This window comes from Bradyrhizobium sp. in8p8 (assembly GCF_000426845.1).
Taxonomy (GTDB): Bacteria; Pseudomonadota; Alphaproteobacteria; order Rhizobiales; family Xanthobacteraceae; genus Bradyrhizobium; species Bradyrhizobium japonicum_C.
This window is the reverse complement of the sequence record NZ_AUGD01000011.1, coordinates 33636-53767: the sequence shown is the minus strand read 5'-3', so window position 1 is coordinate 53767 and position 20132 is coordinate 33636. Positions and strand designations below refer to the sequence as shown.

General features: G+C 59.9%; 15 protein-coding genes. 7 read left to right on the top strand and 8 right to left on the bottom strand.

The genetic code is table 11. The features are described from left to right. Positions 1–335 precede the first annotated feature (335 nt). Positions 336–725, top strand: a complete 390-nt coding sequence (locus K408_RS40425; RefSeq protein ID WP_024341375.1) for an acyltransferase family protein — start codon at positions 336–338, stop codon at positions 723–725. Positions 726–935: 210 nt separating this feature from the next. On the opposite strand, the gene K408_RS38755 is transcribed toward K408_RS40425, so the two are convergent. Further along, positions 936–2402 (bottom strand): lipopolysaccharide biosynthesis protein, encoded by a 1467-nt coding sequence (locus tag K408_RS38755; RefSeq protein ID WP_024341374.1) that lies wholly within the window; start codon positions 2400–2402, stop codon positions 936–938. A 155-nt stretch (positions 2403–2557) separates the two neighbouring features. Here K408_RS38755 and K408_RS0125910 point away from each other — a divergent pair, with 155 nt between their 5' ends. Then, positions 2558–3361, top strand: a complete 804-nt coding sequence (locus K408_RS0125910) for a polysaccharide pyruvyl transferase family protein (protein ID WP_024341373.1) — start codon at positions 2558–2560, stop codon at positions 3359–3361. A gap of 1 nt (position 3362) precedes the next feature. Continuing rightward, the gene (locus K408_RS0125905; protein WP_024341372.1) at positions 3363–4478 is read left to right on the top strand and encodes a glycosyltransferase family 4 protein; all 1116 of its coding nucleotides are present in this window, start codon (positions 3363–3365) and stop codon (positions 4476–4478) included. Positions 4479–4493: 15 nt separating this feature from the next. Here the strand turns inward: K408_RS0125905 and K408_RS0125900 are convergent, their stop codons facing one another. Genes K408_RS0125900 through K408_RS0125885 form a run of 4 tightly spaced genes read right to left on the bottom strand, consistent with a single transcriptional unit; the run spans position 4494 to position 9252 of the window. Next, complete coding sequence (locus K408_RS0125900; RefSeq protein WP_024341371.1) at positions 4494–5582, bottom strand: acyltransferase family protein; 1089 nt, start codon at positions 5580–5582, stop codon at positions 4494–4496. Further along, on the bottom strand, positions 5579–6688 hold the full coding sequence (locus K408_RS0125895) for an acyltransferase family protein (protein WP_028145992.1): 1110 nt from the start codon (positions 6686–6688) through the stop codon (positions 5579–5581). Before K408_RS0125895 ends, K408_RS0125900 begins: the two co-directional genes overlap by 4 nt. A 7-nt stretch (positions 6689–6695) precedes the next feature. Continuing rightward, entirely contained in the window at positions 6696–8033 is a 1338-nt protein-coding gene (locus K408_RS0125890) for a hypothetical protein (RefSeq protein WP_024341369.1), read from the bottom strand. A gap of 7 nt (positions 8034–8040) precedes the next feature. Next, a complete protein-coding gene (locus K408_RS0125885; protein WP_230646600.1) occupies positions 8041–9252 on the bottom strand; it encodes an acyltransferase family protein in 1212 nt (403 codons plus the stop codon). Between the two features lie 582 nt (positions 9253–9834). Here K408_RS0125885 and K408_RS0125880 point away from each other — a divergent pair. The 3 genes from K408_RS0125880 to K408_RS0125870 all read left to right on the top strand — a co-directional run bounded on the left by K408_RS0125880 (position 9835) and on the right by K408_RS0125870 (position 13394). Further along, the gene (locus K408_RS0125880) at positions 9835–10401 is read left to right on the top strand and encodes a hypothetical protein (protein WP_245269076.1); all 567 of its coding nucleotides are present in this window, start codon (positions 9835–9837) and stop codon (positions 10399–10401) included. Positions 10402–10432: 31 nt separating this feature from the next. After that, a complete protein-coding gene (locus K408_RS0125875; RefSeq protein WP_024341366.1) occupies positions 10433–12634 on the top strand; it encodes a Wzz/FepE/Etk N-terminal domain-containing protein in 2202 nt (733 codons plus the stop codon). Between the two features lie 472 nt (positions 12635–13106). Next, positions 13107–13394 (top strand): hypothetical protein, encoded by a 288-nt coding sequence (locus K408_RS0125870; RefSeq protein WP_024341365.1) that lies wholly within the window; start codon positions 13107–13109, stop codon positions 13392–13394. Between the two features lie 41 nt (positions 13395–13435). Here K408_RS0125870 and K408_RS0125865 read toward each other — a convergent pair whose 3' ends face one another. After that, the gene (locus K408_RS0125865; protein WP_024341364.1) at positions 13436–14866 is read right to left on the bottom strand and encodes an undecaprenyl-phosphate glucose phosphotransferase; all 1431 of its coding nucleotides are present in this window, start codon (positions 14864–14866) and stop codon (positions 13436–13438) included. Positions 14867–15480: 614 nt separating this feature from the next. On the opposite strand from K408_RS0125865, the gene K408_RS0125860 reads away from it, so the two are divergent. Next, a complete protein-coding gene (locus tag K408_RS0125860; RefSeq protein ID WP_024341363.1) occupies positions 15481–16218 on the top strand; it encodes a metallophosphoesterase family protein in 738 nt (245 codons plus the stop codon). Between the two features lie 126 nt (positions 16219–16344). Here K408_RS0125860 and fcl read toward each other — a convergent pair whose 3' ends face one another. Together fcl and gmd are read right to left on the bottom strand one after the other, a co-directional pair. Further along, positions 16345–17334 carry a GDP-L-fucose synthase gene (gene fcl, locus K408_RS38750; RefSeq protein ID WP_024341362.1) on the bottom strand — a complete coding sequence of 330 codons (990 nt, stop codon included), beginning with the start codon at positions 17332–17334 and terminating at the stop codon, positions 16345–16347. Continuing rightward, complete coding sequence (gene gmd, locus K408_RS0125850; protein WP_024341361.1) at positions 17315–18385, bottom strand: GDP-mannose 4,6-dehydratase; 1071 nt, start codon at positions 18383–18385, stop codon at positions 17315–17317. Before gmd ends, fcl begins: the two co-directional genes overlap by 20 nt. Positions 18386–20132: the final 1747 nt, after the last annotated feature.

The following is a 20132-nucleotide window of genomic DNA, read 5'->3' as shown; positions in this document are numbered from 1 at the left end:
TGCTGGGGCGGGACCATGTCCGCCCCAGTTCGCTTTTCGAGCACATGCCTCATCGATGAGCAGAGAGCCGAAGGCCATTTGCAATCGGAAGGGCTCCATGCATTTCCGGACCGGCGCGATTGCACCGCAGCGGGCGGGATCTCGTCGCTGATGCTCGCGATCATGGTCGCGCTGCCTTATGGAGTCGTCGCCCATGCTCACCTGCCGATCTGGCAGGACCGCTCACAGATGTACGGGGCAACCTTCGATTCTCGGGATCTTAAGGGGTCGGCGACGTCCGGTCGAAGATCGACGGTGCGACTCTTCCGAGCTCCCTGAGCGGGATTCTCCTGACTGTGCTGTTCAGGCTCTCAAGCGATTATCGCAAGAAGCCAGTCGCATTCGCCGGAATAGCACTGTTTGCCGTCTCGATCATGGTCCTCAACTTCTTTGCCAAGCCCGACCTCGCAATCACACTGTTTTCTCTTGCGATCCGGGTCACAGCCACCGGCGAAAGCGCCTTCGCCCGGTTTCCCGGCTCTGACTGGCTTGGCCGCCTCGGCAACACGTCATACGCGATCTACATGGTTCACGAAGTGCTGCTGATCCTGCTTTTCAAGCCGGCGTGGCACTATTTCGGACTTCAACCAAGCATGTTTCCAGTGTTTGCGTTGGTCTGCTGCATCATTCTGACGGTCGTCGCCGACGTGACTATCACTACTTCGAGAATCCCGCTCGAAAATTGATCAACCGGCTTGCGCCGGGCGATGCGAGGTCGGCCCACATCCCGAAGGCCGAGCCGCTCGATCCTTCGGGGACCCGACAAGCGGCCAATGCGAGCTAGAGCACGATCCGGAAAAGTGTGTAGCGGTTTTCCGAAAAGATCATGCTCAAACAACAACCTAAAGCGCGATGACGATTCATCCTAATCGCATCGCGCTTTAGGTGTCTTGCAGCTAGGTTTTCGACGATCGCCGCACTCGGCTCAGGATTTCCTGGCATATCCGCACCACGGCCGGCCGGGCGATCGCGACAACAACGACGAGATATACCGAAGAACCGAGCAGCACGAGCGCGGCGAGACGCAGCCATGGCGACGTGGCCGGCATCGCAACGGAGGCACCAGCCACCGCGCATGCCATCACCGCAGAGCCCGCAAGTGCGGGCATCAGCGCCGCGGCATAGGGCCTGATACCGAGCGACAGGATCCGCATCGAAGCTCCGGCGGATAGCGGATACAGCAACAAGGCGCGAGCGACGTAGCCGACAGCAATCGCGATAAGGCCAAACGGCGCAGCGAGGATGAAGATTGCTATGTTCGAGACCGCGTAGATCAGCGTCAGCCAGGTTTGCCAGTGCGGTTTGCCGAACGCCAGGATAACGGAGTGATTGTAGAGGCCGATCGTGGTCAGGAATCCGGTGACCGACATGATCGCGAGCAGAGGCGCGGCCCCGCTCCACTTGGACCCGAAGAAAGCAGTGATCAGATCCGGCGCCAGAACCGCTATGCCGGCGAAGATCGGAGCCGTCAGCAGCGACGTGTACAGGACGAAGGCAACCAGCGTCGAACGCGATGCTTCCCGGTCATGCTGGAGGCCAGCGATGGTCGCAAAGAACACCCGGTTCAACGCATTCCCAATCACGGTACTCACGGCATTGACCAGGCGCTTGGCCAGGCTGTACAAGCCCGCGCCGGCGGCGCCGGTATACCAGGTAACGAAAATCAGATCGGAATTGGCATTGGCGAAGTTCGTGATCCCCGTCAGCGCCACGTAGCGCGCATAGCTCAGGAGTTCGACAACAGCCTGCCGGCTGACCCGGAGCCGAGGACGCCAGGGCGTCAGGACCCAAAGGCTGACCAGCGAGATCAACGACGTCGAAACGAGCTGTCCGACCAGCGCAACGACCCCGTACCCCTGGATCGCCAGCCCGATCCCAACGGCCCCGCCAACCGATATTGAAGAAAGCGAGCGGATGGCGAGGGATCGAAACAGTTGATTGCGCATCAACCAGGCTTCGTGCGTCCGTGACAGGCCCTGTACGGCCACCACGATGCAGAACCCCTTGAGAACGATGGCAATGTCCGAAAGACCCGAAAATCGTTCGATCGCGCCGCTCGAGGCGAACAGTGCGAGCGCTGCAAACAAGGAGAGACCTGCGATGAGCCAGAACGAGGCAGTGTAATCCTCGTCCTTCGGCTCGGCACGCGCCTGGACCGCGATCGCGATGCTCTCGATCAGGACTGCCCGGCAGAATTCGAGCGCCAGCGCCCCCGTTGCCACGATGCCGAGAATCTGCGGCGACAGCAGCCGCGCCATGATCATGTAGATCGCGAGCGTGAGAGCCTGCCCGACTGCGGAATCGAGTGCGGACCAAATGACGCCCGAAACGATCGAGCGCGGCTTGATATTCTCGTGGCGCAATTGGAGGCCTGTCACAATTTCCGGTTAGGCCGACTTTCGTCGTTGAGCCATTGGCTGCAATGGTCCAATAGTCGCCTTGTTTACGAGGACACTACGGCAAGAAAGCAGCTACAATCCGAGGCAGCATGAATTTTCGGACCAATCTACGACGGTTGATGAACGAGGTCGGTTGCGACTTTATTCATCAGCTGCCGTATCCGCACGTGGACTTGTTCTTCTGGCGTCCTGACGATGGAACGATAAATTTCGGCGACTATCTTTCGGTCGTCGTCGTTGACCATCTCTTGCGGCATTTCGGCTATACGCTCGCCGACGAGGTGCCGCGGCAAACGCGCTTGTTCGCGATCGGCTCCGTGCTCCATTACGCGCGAAATGACGATGTGATCTGGGGCAGCGGCGTGAACGGACGCCCCGGCCAGGATGACCTCAATCGCCGCGTGCAGAACCTGGACGTGCGAGCGGTGCGCGGCCCTCGTACATGGGAGATTTTGCGGCGCCGGGGCATCGCGGTACCCGAAGTGTTCGGGGACCCTGCGTTGCTGCTCCCTCAGCTGTTTCCGAATCGCTTTCGCCCCACCGCCAAGAAGCCGTGGGTGTTTGTCCCGAATTTGCACGATTTGAGTCTCATCGCCCGTGGCGCCGATACGGTGGTCTCACCGCTGGGATCATGGAACCGACGAATTGACGCCATTCTCGAAGCGGAGCTGGTTCTGGCAAGCTCGCTCCACGGCATCATTGTCGCCGAGGCATTCGGGATACCGGCTCGCTACGTGCGCCTGAGCAGCGGAGAATCCGAGTTCAAGTATCGTGACTATTACGAGGGCACCGGCCGGTTTGCCGTCGAGTTTGCCTCGAGCATTGACGAAGGTCGCGAGATGGGTGGGGCTGCGCGCCTCAACTTCGATCATCGTGCCTTGATGAGTGCATTCCCGATCGACCTCTGGAGCGGAAACAGCTGATATGGCCAAGCGCCTTCGCGTCGCCATCTACGCACCGCATTTAGCGGAATATTCCTACCGTCTCGCGTCGGGATTGGCTCGCCATTGCGACGTCCGGCTGGTGCTCAACCGCAAGGACGCCAATCAGCAATGGGAGCTGGCCGATATCGCCGTGACAGCTCCATTCGAAACGAGAGTTCGCGACCTGAGCCTGCGCCGCGGTGGCGCGATCGGCATCCCGGCCTCATTCCTCGACATAATTTCGTTTCGTCCCGACGTGATTCATTGTCACGAAGTTCCGGAGATCTACACGTCCAGGCTGATCCAGCTTCTTCGTCCGCTCGGCATTCCGCTGGTGTTGACCGTTCACGATGCGATCCCGCATTCGGAAGGCGGCTCCGGTACGTCGCCGCGTGAAGATGCATGGCGCGGGCGCATGCGCGCAGCCGCGTCGGTCGTCACCACGCATGGCAAGAGCTGCGTCGCCGATTTTCGCCGTGCCTCGCCTGATTTCAAAGGGGAAGCGATCTCCAGCATGCACGGCGTGCTCATGGTTCCACCGGCAGGGAGCGCGGTCACCGCGCCGGAGGCCGCGCGCATCCTGTTTTTTGGACGGATGTGGGCCTACAAGGGCCTCGACGTCTTCATCGATGCGATCGACATGTTGGCCCGGCGCGGTGTGGCCCATGAAGCGATCGTTGCCGGCCGCGGCCCCGAGATGACACGGCTCGGAGCGCGCATGGAGGCGATGCCGACCGTCAAGACCATCAACGCCTATATTGCGCCTGCCGAGACCGGACGACTGTTTCAGTCCGCAACCGTGGTCGCCCTGCCCTATAAGGATGCAACGCAGAGCGGCGTGCTTGCATCCGCCTATGGGAATTCCCGCCCCGTGGTCGCCAGTGCCACTGGCGGCATTCCCGACGTCGTGACCGATAACGTCAACGGGCTGCTGGTCCCGCCCGGCGATGCCACTGCGCTGGCCGATGCGCTCGAGCGCGTGCTGACGTCGAAGCCTCTCGCCGCAACGTTGACCGAGGGCGCATGGCAGACCTCCGTCGGCATCCTCAACTGGGATCGCATCGCTGAAGGATTGCTGGGGTCCTATCACAAGCTCGCCGGTCGCACCGTGAGCTGAGCTCGGCCGGCGCCCTCAAACCGATTGCTCGATCTGCGGCCGGGAGAACATGCTGCGGATCGCGCCGTCCAGCAGTCGCCTTAGCCTGACCTCGATTAGCTCATAGCTGATCGCGCTTGCAACCAGCGACATCACCAGCCCAAGCCCGATGAAGGCGGTCCACAGCAGCCAGCGGTCGACGCCGGCGGCGACCAGCTTCAGGCCGATCACCTGCAGGGGAAACAGCACGAAGGGGTGCACGAGATAGAGGCTGTAGCTGATCTTGCCGACATATTGCAGCGCCGGTAGGCTCAGAGCCCTGCCGAGGCCCGAGTCCGGAGCGAGCACCATGCCGAACAGCAGAAATCCGGGAATGAGCCCGACGAAGGGGTGAAACAGCACCAGGCTCGCATACAGCGCCGCTCCGCAAGCAATGCCCGCGAGCAAGCCGATGCGTCCCGGAATCGAGATGCGGACTCCCGTGGCACTGAACAGCATGCCGATGCAGAAGAAGGCGGTGATCGGCCAGTGCATCAGGCAGGCGATGCCAAGCAGGATCAGGGGCGCCGCCAGCAATCTGCCACCGGTGCGCCACACCGAGAACGTCAGCGCAAACCAGATGTAGAACGCCCACTCATAGGTCAATGTCCAGGCGTTCTGCTGGGCGATGGGCAGGCCGAGCGCGTCCTGCACGAAGAACAGATTGGCCGCAAAAATCCCGAGATAGCTGGTGAGATCGATCCCGCGGAAGAATTTGTAGGCCACGATCGGACCGATCGCGAACAGCGCAAGATGCAGCACGACGAACACCGGCATGATGCGCAGCACGCGGTCGAAGAAGAACCGTGACAGCGACCCGTGCCGCACCAGGCTTGCCGGGATCAGGAATCCGCTGATCATGAAGAACAGCTCGACGCCGTGCCCACCGACATTGATCACCGATTGCAGCCAGGGCCAGAGCGGCGGCAGGAAGCCGGGATCCGGGATGTCGTACATCCCTCCCTTCGGCATGTCGTAGAAATGGTCCATCAGCACGCTCAACGCGGCGATGGCGCGAAGGCCCTGGACCGACGGAACGAACGATCCATCATGCGCGGCGCCCGGCTGGTGGGGTGCCTTGATCACTCCGCGGCACCCTGGATGCTGAGGGCCGGTTCGGGGACGACAGGCCTTCTTCGCGCCGAGCGGAACCTCTGCCCGAAGGAAATGCTGGGCTTCTCGATGAAGGCGAATGTCATCCAGCTGACGAGAATCGACAACGCCAGGGTCAAGGCCAGGAAGATCGACCAGCCGAGAGGTCCGTCGCCGAACCGGACGAGGCGATCGATGAAGCCCATCACGAACGGCGACATCAGGTAGACCGAGTAGCTGATGACTCCGACGAAAGCCATGGGGCGCCAGGCCATTCGTTCGCCGAACACGGCAAATCCGATGAAGACCAGCGCCGCGCAGACATAGGCCGATCCGATCGAATAGCTGTAGAAGAAATTCTCATGATACACGCCTCCGAACCTGCGGTCCGACAGGGTGATGGCGAAGATCGCATACATCAGAGTGCAGATCGTCACATGGCTCCACCGCAGCTTTCCGCCGATGACGGTGTCGCGGATGATCTTGCCCAGGAACATCGCCGACAGGTTCAGCCCGACCTCCATCACCGAGGAGACCGTCCTGTTCTCGACGAAGAGTGCGGCCGCGGTTCCGACCAGCGCCGCCGCAACGACGATGCTCACCGCCGTGAAGCGCCGGTTCAGCAGCCCCATGGCAAAGAGAATGGTGCATCCGACGTAGAACAAGAGCTCGATCGCCAGCGTCCAGTAGAATACCAAGAGGTTCGGGACGTTCACGAAGGTCTGGAACATCGTCAGGTTCGCGACGACCTGCCCCAGCGGATAGACCTTCGAATCAAGAAAGTACATCGCCACGAGCCCGACCACGAGCGAGGTCCAGTAGGCCGGATACAGCCGAAAGAAGCGGCTGATCGTAAAGTCGCGCACAGGCGTGGCGCTGTCCGGAAAGCTGAACGGAATGACGAATCCGCTGACGAAGAAGAACAACACGACGCCGAACCGGCCAAAATTCATGTAGTAGCCGAACAGATCATGGATCGGCCAGTAATATGCGCCCGTCGGGTGCTTTTCGACGATCACCTCGAATACGTGCTGGACCACGACCGACAACACGGCAATGCCGCGCAGCGTGTCGATGAATGCGAGCCTTTTGTGCATCATTTCGCTCTCACCTGCCTCCGCTCGCCGCCGGCATATCCGGGCGGAAGCCTTCCAATGACGGCATCGGCGGCCGCATGACGATTGGCACGGCGTCGCCTGCTCGTGCGGAGGCTGCGCGCCGTGAGAACACCTCGCTGAAGCTCAACGCGATGATCAGCAGCCCGGACGCCGGGCCGTAGTTCAGGACCGTGATCGTGAACATATTGACGACGAAGATCAGCGTCAGCTTGTAGACGTCGGTCGTCCCGAACGTCGCGCGGAATACCATCACCATGAATGCGACGAACGGGAGGCCGAACATCAGGTACGTGCCGATATAGAAATTGTCGACGGGAACCCAGAAGTGCGCAAGCGGCGAGAACAGCTTCTGTGGATAGTTGAAGCAGCCCACGCCGCAGCCGGTCACGAGACCAACGGGCATGAGCTGGCTCAGGTAGACGAACGGCAGCTGCCAGCTGTTGTTGATGCGGTCAACGATGCTGAACAGGGTCGTGTGCGGCACTGCGGCGGTACCGGAAGCCAGCACGATCATGAAGAAGGGTACGAGTATCGCGGCAAACGACCACAGTGCAATGGTCCGGATCGCGGCGAAGCGCGATCTCTCCGGAAGCATCCGCACGCACACCAGCAAGACCAGGTAGAGCACGAGGACGATCATGGTCGTCTTGCTCGTGGTCAGGCGAGTCACATAGATCGCGATGGAACCGAACACGATGCACCAAGTCGTACTCTTACGGATCGACGTAATTGCGAAGGACACGAGTATGAAGAAGGCGGCCATTGTGCTTTCTGCCGCAAAGCCAGTGAGACGCTGATCGTCGCCGCCATAGGCCCACCATAGGCGGCCCGCCTCACGAACGGCGCCGAAGGACTCATATTTGTAGCCGACCCAGGGCATCAGGTAGAATTTCGTCAGCAGCACGCCGATCAGCGAGAGATAGAACGTCACGGCAATGACCGACCGCAGCTTCTTGTAGGAGCCCAGACTGGTGTCGCAGAAACAGAATCCGACGAACACCGGGAGCATCATCTTGAACGACGACATCGCCGCATTCGTCGTGCCCAGCATGAAATAGCCGAGCACTAGCGACAGCATGATCTGCACCAGTACAACTGCAGCCATGATGCTGCGATTGCGCAAGATACAATGCACGATGAACTGAACCAGGCACAGAAGCGCAATGCCATCCGGCGCGAACCACAGCGCGTCCAAATGCATGATGCTTGTGTAATACCGCATCACGCCACCGAAGGCGTCCCGGACCAGATAGGCCGCGAGCGCGATCGCCTCGATATTGAGGCTGATCAGCATCATCCTGCGGGGCTGCAGCGCGAAGGTGCTCATGCGCGGCTCAGTTGCTCAGCCGCGCCGATCGGGCGGGGGATGGCGCAAAGTCCGGGGGGCTTCCGAATGCATTTCGCAGGAGCCTGCCGCCGGGAATTTCGACGTAGAGATAGGTGAGGTGCGAAACCGCCAGCACGGCGGCCAGTGAAACGACGAGATTCAGCGTCGCCGGCAGGCCCGCCCAGATCGAATCCAGGGCGGCGATTCGCCCCGCTCCCACGCCCCGCACGAAATATTCAGCCAGCAGCACCACGAGCGCGTGCACCATATAGATGGAGTACGAACGGCGTCCCAGCCAGACCAACGGTTTGGCCACCAGGATGCGCGGCACCAGCAGCGCATCCGGAAAGGCCAGCAGGCTGCCGAGGAAGACCGCGAACATCACTGGCGCGAGGAAAGTCGCCGCAGGATTGGTCTCCGCCAGTGATACCAGGACTAAGCTCGCGATCATGGCGACGAATTGCAACGCGCCCTGCACGGCAGGGTGCGGCCTGGCCGGCAGGCAATCGACGATCCTCACCATCAACACGCCCAGGAAAAAGCCAACGAAGCAGCGCAGAAGACCGAAATCCGTCTGAAGCTCGATGCTTTTCTTTTCGAGCACGAAGATGATGGAGACAAGACTTCCGACCGCGAGCAGCCCGGAGAGGACATAAAACCACGACAGCGAGCGCATGCGCAGGGCAAAGAGAACGATCAGACCAAACACCAGGTAAGTGTAGAACTCGACGCTGATGCTCCAGCTCGGCGCATTCCAGCTCAGATAGTCGATGAACCCCATCGAGTGGAGAAGCACGACGTTGAGGCCGAACGAATAGGCATTGTTCACTTCGAACGCCGCAGGCGCGGCCACCACCACACCCCCCATGACCAGGCCAATGCGCAGCAGGCGAAAGACGAGGTTAGCCAGCAGCATGACGATATGCAGTGGGTAAACTCGCGCCAGGCGCCGTATCATGAACTCGCGCAGCGAGAAACGCGAAAAGTCGTTCTCGACGTAACTGAGCGCCATCACCATTCCGCTGAGAACAAAGAACAGATCGACAAGCAGCCATGCACTCCTGAAGAAGGAGCAATTGATCCAGGCGTTATGCGGAAATGCCGCAAGAAAGGTCGGCATCAGCAACAGATGGTGGATCACCACCGAAGTCGCTGCGATCCCCCGAATACTGTCGAGCGGCACGACGTGCGCCTTCTCACGATGAACCAACTCCGTCACATCAACATTCCGTAGCCGTTGCATCGCAGCAGTGTGTATCAGGTCTCGCGCGTGTTCAATCTTTGCGATCGCGAACTCGCATTCGACGCATGATAACCGACGATAATTTCAACGCTTGCAGACTATTCGGACATGCGAGCGCCAAGTTGATGCCACTTTTCGTTTGAGGCCTGTGTACTTCGGGCGCAAAGTTCATCAGCCATAATGATTGCGAGTATTTGCGTGAAAAGTGTGCGCGAAATTCGGCGCTGTTGCGGTAGCGCCTAGCGACGAGCTGATTCGCCTGCGGCGGTGCTCGCACAAAGATCTCTCTCCCTTAGCGGAACAAAGAGGAGAGTGATGACTTGCGTCGGTTTTGCGACGTGCGGACGCGCGAATGCCTTTTATGTTCTCAAGTTGCAACATTCCTGAGCGCGGAATGCCGTTCTCGCAGGCATTGCAAACCGTTCCTGTGCAACCGCAGACCGGCGAGCGTCGCATTCGCTCTCGGCAATCCCGCGCCTTTTGCGTCGCACAACATTTGACACAGTTGCCTGCCAGGTTTCGCTTGTTCTCCAATTGCAACGGAAGCAAGGAACACGGATGGGCCGCGGACTAACACGTCTCCATGCGCAGCCGCGATGGCTGGCAATTGTCTTGATCGGTTCCGCGTTGATTGTGACGAGCGTCGATGTCTGCAGCGCTCAGTGCGTCGAATTTTCGGATCGCGCCTCGCAGCTTGAGCTCGACGCATTCGTAAAGTCGCCCTCTTCGCTACTGGAGCGGATGCGCAATGACAGAGAAAAGCTGAGATTTCGGCTCGCCAGCTACATTACTACGGATCCATCGGTGTTGCCGTCCGTGCAGACGTTGATCTCCACGTCGGCCTCAGCCGAACGGTCAGCCATCGGCGGCGCGCTGCGATTTGCCGAAGCGCGCTGCACGTCGACGAAACCTGCGGCAGCACGCAAGATCAGGGATTTCGCGCAGCGGATCGGAGATCTCCACGTGCAAGCGGGCTATTCCGCAGCGGGAGAGGACAGCTCGGGCGTCCAGGCCCAATCGCAAGGCAAGCGTCTGGCACCGCCGCCCCGAGCCGGAGCCCTTCTCGAGGGCGAATGGAAGACCAAGCTGGCCAACCCATTCAAGCCCGTTCCCCTTCCGAATTGATCGATGATTGTCAAAGGCAGCAAAGTTTCAGATGTACCAGCCTAGAGAACATTTCCAGTCGGGGCAACGCTTCGGCATCGAATTCGGCGGAGCGGTGCTCAGCTTCGAGCGCGTGGCTGACGTGCTGCGGCGCCAGTGGCCGATCATTGCGGCTTGCGTCGGAGCTTCGTTGGCTCTGGTGATGGTATACCTGGCTTCGGCGCAACCGATGTATACGGCGAATGCCCGGATCATGATGGATACGCGTCAGGCGCAGGTGCTGGACAAGGAGAGCAACACCAGCAGCGCTTTGATAGATACCGGCTATGTCGACAGCCAAGTCGAAATCATCAACTCGGATGACTTGATCCTGTCCGTCGTCCGTCGCCTGAAACTGACCGAGGACCCGGAGTTCAATGGCTCCAATCCTGGCCTCCTCTCCCTCATTCTCGGCAAAGTCATGTCGCCGTTTCGCTCGGACGAGCCGGCGTCCCAGGAGCGAATCGAACATGCCGTGGTGCAGCAGGTGCAGAAAAACCTCAGGACGGAGCGCGTCCTGACAACCTATGTCCTGTCCCTGAGCTATCGCGCGCGAACCCCGGACACGGCTGCCAAGATCGCCAACGCCATCGCCAATGCGTACTTGGTCGGCGCGCTGGAAGCGAAATATCAGTCCACCAAGCGGGCGACCGAGTGGCTCCAGCAGCGCAGCTTGGAACTGAGCGAGCAGGCAACAGCCAGCGACCGTGCCGTGCAGACCTTCAAAGCCGAGAATAACATCGTCGGAACCAGCCGCGGCCTGATGTCGGAGCAACAATTGTCGGACCTGAACAGTCAGCTGGTTCAGGCGCGGGCTGCGACTGCGGAAGCCAAGGCGCGTCTTGACCGGATCGAGGCAATCTCCGATCAGGATCTCACGCAGCCGACAGTAACGGACGCCCTCAACAATTCCGTCATCACCCGCCTGCGCGCGCAGTTTCTCGACCTCCAGGCCCAGTACGCCGATTGGTCCAGGCGCTATGGCAAGACCCACCTTGCGACAGTCAATTTGGCCAACAAGATGGAGGAGCTGCGCAAGAACATCGCCGACGAGCTGCGTCGGATCGGAGACGCCTATCGCAGCGACTACGAGATCGCAAAGAGCCGAGAGGCATCGCTCGACAAGAGCGTAAAGGAACTCGTTGCCCAGGCAGGCCACACTGGCCAGGCGGAGGTCAAGCTGCGCGATCTCGAAAGTGCCGCCGATACTTATCGTAATCTCTACAACAATTTCCTCGAAAAGCTGCAGAGCGCCACCCAGAATCAGAGCTTCCCGCTCAGCGAGGCGCGTCTGATCAGCACCGCCACCAAACCGGACCGCAAGAGCTCGCCGCGCACCGTCCTCGCGCTGGTGGGCGGCCTCGTCGGCGGTCTCTGTCTCGGTTTAGGCGTCGCATTTGCGCGCGAGCTGCTGAGCGACGTGCTGAGGACCCCCGGAGAAGTCGAAGACGAGCTCGGCGTGAAGTGCCTCGGCGTGCTGCCCGATATTCGCTCGCCAACGAAGGCCAGCTTATCCGATCTGTCCCGCTACGTCGTAGATCATCCATTCTCGCGGTTTGCCGAGACGTTGCGCAACATCAAGGTGTCGATCGACGTCGCGCGCCTGACCCGCGAGATCAAGGTGATCGGCATCGTCTCTTCCCTTCCCAAGGAAGGAAAAACGACGGTCGCAGCCAATTTCGCACAATTGGTCGCCCTCACTGGGCACCGCACGGTTCTGATCGACGGCGATCTGCACACGCGCTCGCTGACCCGAGAGCTCGCGCCCGATGCCAAAAGCGGACTTGTGGAGGCACTCAACGACCCCGCGAGCCTTGGCTATCACGTCCAACGGAGCAAGGAGACGGGTCTGGATTTCCTTCCCTCCGTCGTGGCTTCTCGCATGGTGAATTCGGCCGATGTCATCGGATCGAAGGCGATGGCCGAGCTGCTCAAGATGTTGAGAGAGCACTATGAATATATCGTGATCGACCTGGCCCCGGTGATGCCGGTGGCGGACTCGAAGGCTGTCAGCCTGCTGATCGATGCCATGGTCTACGTCATCGAATGGGGCCAGACGACACGAAGCGCTCTTCAGGAGTCGGTTTCCGGGTCGGAAGTCCTGCAAAAGAAGCTGCTCGGCGCCGTGCTCAACCGCGCCAACCCAAAGATGCTCAAGCGTATCGAGGCCTATAAGGGTAAGCACCACAACAGCTATTACGTCGAGCACGCCTAGTCTTGGGCGGAAGGAGTTCGGCCCCACGTTGGATCGCCGCATTGGACCGGGGAGTTGCACCGAGGTGGGGCATTCCCGCGCAACTGTGGTGAGGAAACTCGGCCCTTCGGGCGAGCTCCTGCATTCAACCCCTTCTCATCGTGCTCATGTTCTCCGGGCCGCAGCCGGCAGCGGGCCGACATAACGGATCGCTGGCGCGCGTAACGATCGTGGACAGTTCCGCTGCTCGGTCGGCTTACGTTCACCGTATTCGTCCGGAATCCACAACTTGCAGTTATTTTGCTCTACCTAACGCAAGGATTGGCGTAGACGATGGCGGCCAGAACAGCCGTACTTTGGACCATCGGTCGACACCAGACACGTCCGGCGCTTGATGCCTCCACAATGCCGAAACTTTAGGCATCTTTCTTTCTCGGTCCTGCGCCGCTAATCTCGGCTCATACTGGTGGTAGTTCCTTTCCGGTGGACTCGGATGCTGATCGTCCTCACGATTCTAATTATTTGGGTTCTGCTCAATATTCTTTTCGTGGTGATCGTGGTTCCTCCACGCAAGCCGCTTCGGCAGCCTGTGGCGACGACGCTCTCGCCGGCGCCCATCGACCCGAGCCGGCGCGAGATCGACCAGGACGAGCCCTTCTCGATCCGCCACGTCATCGTCTCCGTCGCCATGGGAGCGTTCTTCGTGCTCGTACCGCCGCTGCTCGCCCTGCGCGATGCGATCATGCGGCTCTTCGGCAGGCCGCCGCGCAATGGAACCTGAGGCTTCAGGGCCGGGGAGGTCCACTCACCGAGAGTGAGCGACTAGTACGCTTCCTGGAACATCACCGCAGACGCTGTGCGGGCCATGATCTTCAGATCGAGCCAGACGCTCCAGTTGCTGACGTACCAGACGTCGTACTCGACCCGCTTCTCCATCAGATCGATCGTCGGCGTTTCGCCCCTGAATCCGTTTACCTGCGCCCAGCCTGTCAGACCCGGCTTCATGTGATGGCGGTAGACATACTTGCTGATGAGCTCGTCATAGTAATTGTCATGGGCGAGCGCGTGTGGGCGTGGTCCAACCAGTGACATGTCTCCACGCAGCACGTTCCAGAGCTGCGGCAGCTCGTCGATGCTCGTCATGCGAAGGAAACGCCCGATCTTTGTGACCCGGGCATCCCTCTTGGTCGCCTGCGTCACCGTCTCGCCGTTCTCGCTGACGGTCATCGTCCGAAATTTCCAGATCTCGAACGGCCTGCCGTTGAAGCCACGACGCGACTGCCGGAATATGACGGTCCCCGGGGAATCCAGCTTGATCAGCACGGCCACAGTCAGCAGAAGCGGCGTCAGCATCACGAGCGCGAACAGAGCGACGCCGACATCGAGACAGCGCTTCTGCAACCGCTCGAGAATGGTGAGCGGCGGCCGCTGGATCTCGACCGCTACGGTTCCGCTGACCGGCAGAAAGGGACGGGTCACGAGATCGGCAACGGAGTCGTCTGGCAGCAGGCGAATGGGCTGCGGGACGGCGCGCAAATAGGGTCCCAGCTTACGCAGCATCGGCAACTCGTTCCAGTCGATCGCGAGCAGATATTCGTCGACATCAGCCGATCGCGACTGACGGATGACGTCGCGAATCTGTCGTTCCCACTGGCCATCCTCCCGGTCTGCTCCGAGCACGAAATGGCGCATGACGTCGAAGCCATTCCTCCGCAAATCCTTGAAGCGACTGGAGGTGAAGTCGAGCGGCTTCAGACTGAGCAGGATCACCTTGCGATCGACCAGCCGGCTTCTCGCAAAAGTGGTACCGAACACGGCCTGCCAGGCGAAGCGCAGGCTGATCAAGCCGAGCCCGCCGATCACGGCGAAGACGATGACGGTGCCGCGCGATAGATTGTCCGTCGATTTCAGCAGGAAGGCGGCAACGGCAAGGATCGTGAGTGATGTCAGCCAAATGAACACCGCCATTCGAAGCTGCCATACGACGTTGAGCAGACGGTACGTGGAATAGACGTCCCGGAAATAGGCGATCCCGACGAACACCACGCCGACAAACAACCCCGCTCCCGCCGACGCGCTGTCGGAAGGCGAACCGACGACCACACCATACAGCGAAGCCCCCGCCACATAACTTAACAGGATCAACAGAAAGTCGGCGGCGATGACGACGATCTGAAAGGGCCTCTGAAGAGCGCTGCCGCGCGCGGATGACAGCGCATGAGCACTTTCAGAACCATAAGTTGCAACAGCCATTCTAACCTCTACTTATCGAGAGAGTGCCTGACGCTCATCGTGATGCTGAAGACTCGTCAATTCCCGCACGGAAAGTGTTGATTGATCGCAGCGACATTGTGGCGCCGCACGCAAAACTTTTGCGGCGCACGGAAGATGCGCCATGTTGAAATGCGAAGTGAAAAGTCGAACGCTGAAAATGTCGTCACAGTGCTGACATATGAGCGAACGGAGTGCCCTATTTTGAATCAAGTTCCGTATCCACGCGACGCAACGCCGTTGCTTAAGCGCTGTTTCGCTCAACTATCAGGCGCGGCGTTGCTCTCGCAAAGAGCAGATCAGTTGATCACGAGAATCTCTTAGGACTTCTATCTGTGGGTGCACCTGCCTCCTTTTCATGAGTCATGCGGACTTGCGGCACACCCCGGGTCAGCGATGCAATTTCCGCGGACCGATTTCGTTCCGCCAGTCCAGCACGAGACGAGTAGGCAGAAAATTCCGCGCCCTTCTTTTGGCGTGATCAGGTCGGAGAACAACGACGCGGCCCCACCGAATTCGCGTTGTTCGTGTTGGATGGAAGCTCTCCGGTGCCGGCGACTTGGGGAATTTTTCGATCACCCGACCGATTGAGCGTCATGAGATCCCTCGCGCGACCACGCCCGCCCATTCCCAAACCGCAATTGCCGGACGGAGTGCGCATCTATGCCATCTCGGATATCCACGGCTGCGCACATTTGCTCCAGCCCATGCTGCGGGTGATCGACGCCGACGTCGAGCGCAGCCGGCCGCGCCATGCTGTCGAAGTCTTCATGGGCGACTACATCGATCGCGGCCCGGATACGCGCTCCACCCTCGACATCCTGGTCGAGCGGAGCCGCCGGGGAAACGCGGTTTTCCTCAAGGGCAATCACGAGGCCTTTCTGGTGAGGGTGTTCGAAGACCCTTCACTGTTCGAGGACTGGATTGCTTTCGGCGGGACCCAGACATTGATGTCCTACGGGCTTGCCCCGCCGGATCTCAAGCGCGACGAGCCGGCATCGATCCTCCGCGACCTCATTCGCGCAATGCCGACCGAGCATCTGGAATTCCTGGACAATCTGAGGCTGAGCTTCAGTTGCGGAGACTTCTTCTTCGTCCACGCCGGCGTTCGCCCCGGCGTTCCATTGGCCGAGCAAACGGAGCGCGATCTGCTCTGGATTCGCGAGGAATTCCTGCAAAGCGAGGAGCAGTTCGGCAAGTATATTGTCCACGGTCATACGCCGGTCCGCAGTGCGGAGTTCCTGGCCAACCGCGTCAACATCGACACCGGCGCCTATGCGACCGGCAACCTCACCCTGATGAGCATCCAGGGAAGCCGCATGCTCGCCGTGTGACACGGCTGACGCGAGACCGTTTCACGGGATGGAAGGAGGTCCGCGCTCCTTGCCGCCGCTACCTGGGACGACCTATGACTCCTTCGATTTCGCGTGGAGAGGCTCCCGAGAGATCCACCGGCGTGCTCACGTAGTGGTCACTCGGTCGGGATCGCCGCGTGGTCTCTTCGGGTCCTGCTGGCTGGACAGGAAGGCTGAATAAGCCAATCGTACTCCATCCTTCAGCGCGGTTTGGGCCCGCCAGCCGAGCTTAGCGAGGCGGCTAACGTCGAGCAGCTTGCGCGGCGTGCCGTCGGGACGCGAGGTGTCGAAAGAGATCTCGCCATCATAACCTACAACGTCTGCGACGACACGCGCGAATTCGGCAATCGTGATCTCCTCGCCTGTGCCGATATTGATCAGTTCCGCACTCGAATAGATCTTCATCAGATGTATGCAGGCATCCGCCAGATCATCGACATAGAGGAATTCGCGCCGCGGCCTCCCTGTACCCCAGACAAGGACGCTCCCGGCGCCCGTCAGCTTTGCCTCATGAAAGCGACGGATCAGGGCCGCAACCACATGACTATACTCGGGATGGTAATTGTCGCCGGGACCATAGAGATTGGTCGGCATCACGCTAATGAAGTCACATCCATATTGGCTGCGATAGGCCTCGACCATCTTGATACCGGCGATTTTGGCGATCGCGTATGGTTCGTTGGTCGGCTCGAGAGCACCGGTCAGCATCGAGTCCTCGCGCAGAGGCTGAAGCGCCAGCTTCGGATAGATGCAAGAGGAGCCCAAGAACATCAGCTTCTCGGCGCCGTTAACGTGCGCGGCATGAATCACGTTCGCCGCGATCGCGATGTTGTCGTAGATAAACTCGGCGCGTAGCGTATTGTTGGCGACTATGCCGCCGACCTTGGCGGCGGCGAGGAAGACGACCTGCGGCCGCGTTTTCGCGAACCAGTCGAACACGGCGGCTTGGTCGCGGAGGTCGAGCTCGTGCCGGTCAACCGTGACGAGCCGCGCATCTTCCTGATGGAGTCGGCGCACGAGCGCGCTGCCGACCATACCGCGATGGCCGGCCACATAGACGCTCTTGCCTTTCAGTTCAAACCGTGCGTTTGCCACGGGCCGCGTCCCGCTTTGCCTCTGCCAGGTCGCTCGCCACCATCTCCTCGACCAGTTGGTCGAACGTCCGCTTCGGCTTCCAACCGAGCTTCTCGCGCGCCTTGCTGGCGTCTCCGACGAGGAGATCGACCTCGGTCGGCCGGAAATATGTGGGATCGATCCGTACCACGATTTTGCCGCTCTTCACGTCAACGCCGGTCTCATCGATCCCCTCGCCGCGCCATTCGATACGGCGCTCGATCTGCGCGAACGAGAGCTCCACCATCTCCCGCACGGAGCGCATCTCGCCGGTTGCGAGCACGAAGTCGTCGGCCTTGTCGGCCTGGAGTATCATGTGCATGCCCTCGACATAGTCGCGCGCATGACCCCAGTCGCGTTTGGCGGACAGGTTACCAAGATAGAGCGTGTCCTCGAGACCGACCTCGATGCGGGCGACGCCGCGGGTGATCTTGCGGGTCACGAACGTCTCGCCGCGTACCGGGCTCTCATGGTTGAACAAGATGCCATTAGACGCGAACATCCCATAGGCTTCACGGTAATTAACCGTGATCCAATAGCCGTAGAGCTTTGCGACGCCGTATGGCGAGCGAGGATAGAACGGCGTCGTCTCCTTCTGCGGGATTTCTTGCACGAGGCCGTAGAGCTCGGAGGTCGAGGCCTGGTAGAACCGCGTCTCCTTCTCCATGCCGAGGATGCGGATCGCCTCGAGTAGCCGCAGCACGCCAACAGCATCAGCGTTAGCGGTGTATTCCGGACTCTCGAAACTGACGGCGACGTGACTCTGGGCGGCCAGATTGTAGATCTCGGTCGGGCGGATCTGCTGCACCAGGCGGATCAAATTGGTCGAGTCCGTCATGTCGCCATAGTGCATCAGAAACGGGACGTTCCCAACATGCGGGTCCTGGTACAGATGATCGACGCGAGCGGTATTGAACGAAGACGAGCGCCGCTTGATGCCATGCACGGTATAGCCGAGCGACAGCAGATGTTCGACGAGATAGGCGCCGTCCTGCCCCGTAACCCCCGTAATGAGCGCGATACGCTCAGCCATGACTAACGTCTCACCTTTCGACCAGAACTGGGATTAGCGACCGCAAACTCGATACGATTCTCTTGATGATGCCTGTAGCGTTGGGCCAACCGCACACTGCCTTTCTTGGCCATATCGGCCGCCCGGGTCAACCCGAACGTGACTGAGACTGCGGCCCATTGGGTCTTCCGACGGCCGGGACAGTCCAATACCCGAGATCTGCAGGCCCCCTCGCTCGGTCGCAATCGCTCAATCAAAGGCCGCCCCGCATCATCGGCCAGGCCGGCCCCCATTTACCCGGCAAGCCACGGCGAGACGGGCCTTGCCGCCCCCGTTGCTGATGATCGGAGCGATACGCTCGACCCGTCACCTACCTTGGACAAGCAGCGGCACGCGTCGCGGGCCTATTTGGCTGTGGGTCGAATTCGGTCACTCTTGCCGCTACAACTCGTGCAGTTGCACCGTCCTATGGGTTATGCGACCAATATCTTGGAAATCCGGCGCTATTTGGCCTGCGCTCCTGCTTTGATCTGCGTAGCGTCGCTTTCGCCTACAGAGCACTGTCCGATTGCAACGACAGAGAGCCAAGCAATCTTGCAGCACTTCACCTGGTTCTCGGGCTGTTGTTCGTACCGCCTGTCCAAGCGTCGCGTTGGGGCCCGTTCAGCAGCTGACGCAGGATCAACACGCACGGTTGGCTGATGCCGTGGAAAAGCTGTGGCGGGTTGGTCGGCTGCTGTCGTGGGAGGAGCGGGGCGGCCCGTCTGAATGACAGTTCGAAATAAATGGGCAGTCAGCCTGATTTAAACAGACTTGCGGAACAAAATTGATCACGCGCTGTTGATTGGATTGAATACCCAAAGCTTCGTACGCGGCGCAGCCGTGTGCGCACCCAGACGGTCTCATCTTTTTGAAAGCCATTTACCGCCCGATGGGCGACAGTTCGAATTTCGGATGCGACGAATGGTGCTGAAAGAACCTGTTCCAGATTCTGATCTGCTTCTCTTGATGTCAGAAATAATTTCCTTGCGGGAACAGGTGGCGCAAGCCGAACTGCGGGCCCATCAACTCAAACGGGACGCCGCGCGGCGAGCGTCCGCCATGTCGACAAAACGAGGGGCACAGAAGCGCCGATGAAGTTGGGCGTTCAGGTCTCGGGGGTGACTACCCTGCCGCACGGAAATCGGCCCTCCCAGGCGCTCAAACCGATGCGACCTGAGGCAGTCCCGATTCTTAGATTCATCAATTGACGGCCTCAGAATATATCTTATAATAAATAAAAATATAATATAGTATTAAATGCGTGAGACTCGCCTATGATCAGAACGTGCTTCGCTGCCGCCCTGACGGGACTGATTGCTGCTACCACAGCCCAAGCGGCTACGATTCCATACCAGAACCAAGGTACGGAAAATCCGATTACTTACACGTTCGTTGCGAACTCCACTGGTTCATTGCTCGCGTACTTTTATGGGTCAGGAGCCGCTTTCAGCGAGAACCTGGGCTTGCTCGTCAACGGCCAGGACGATCGGGGTACGGCTCTGAACAACCACACCAGTCAGTACGGCACGATGCACAATTTCGGCCAGGTGAACGCCGGTGATATCCTAGTCTTCTACATCGACGTCAAGACGACGGGGCATACCTACTACTCTGACATTTCGGAGAATAGTGATGGCGTGAACCACGTCTACTCGACAGCATTCGATGGCGACGGGAAGATTCCGACGGGAACCTATGTTGGCTTCGAGGATCTCAGCCTGCATCA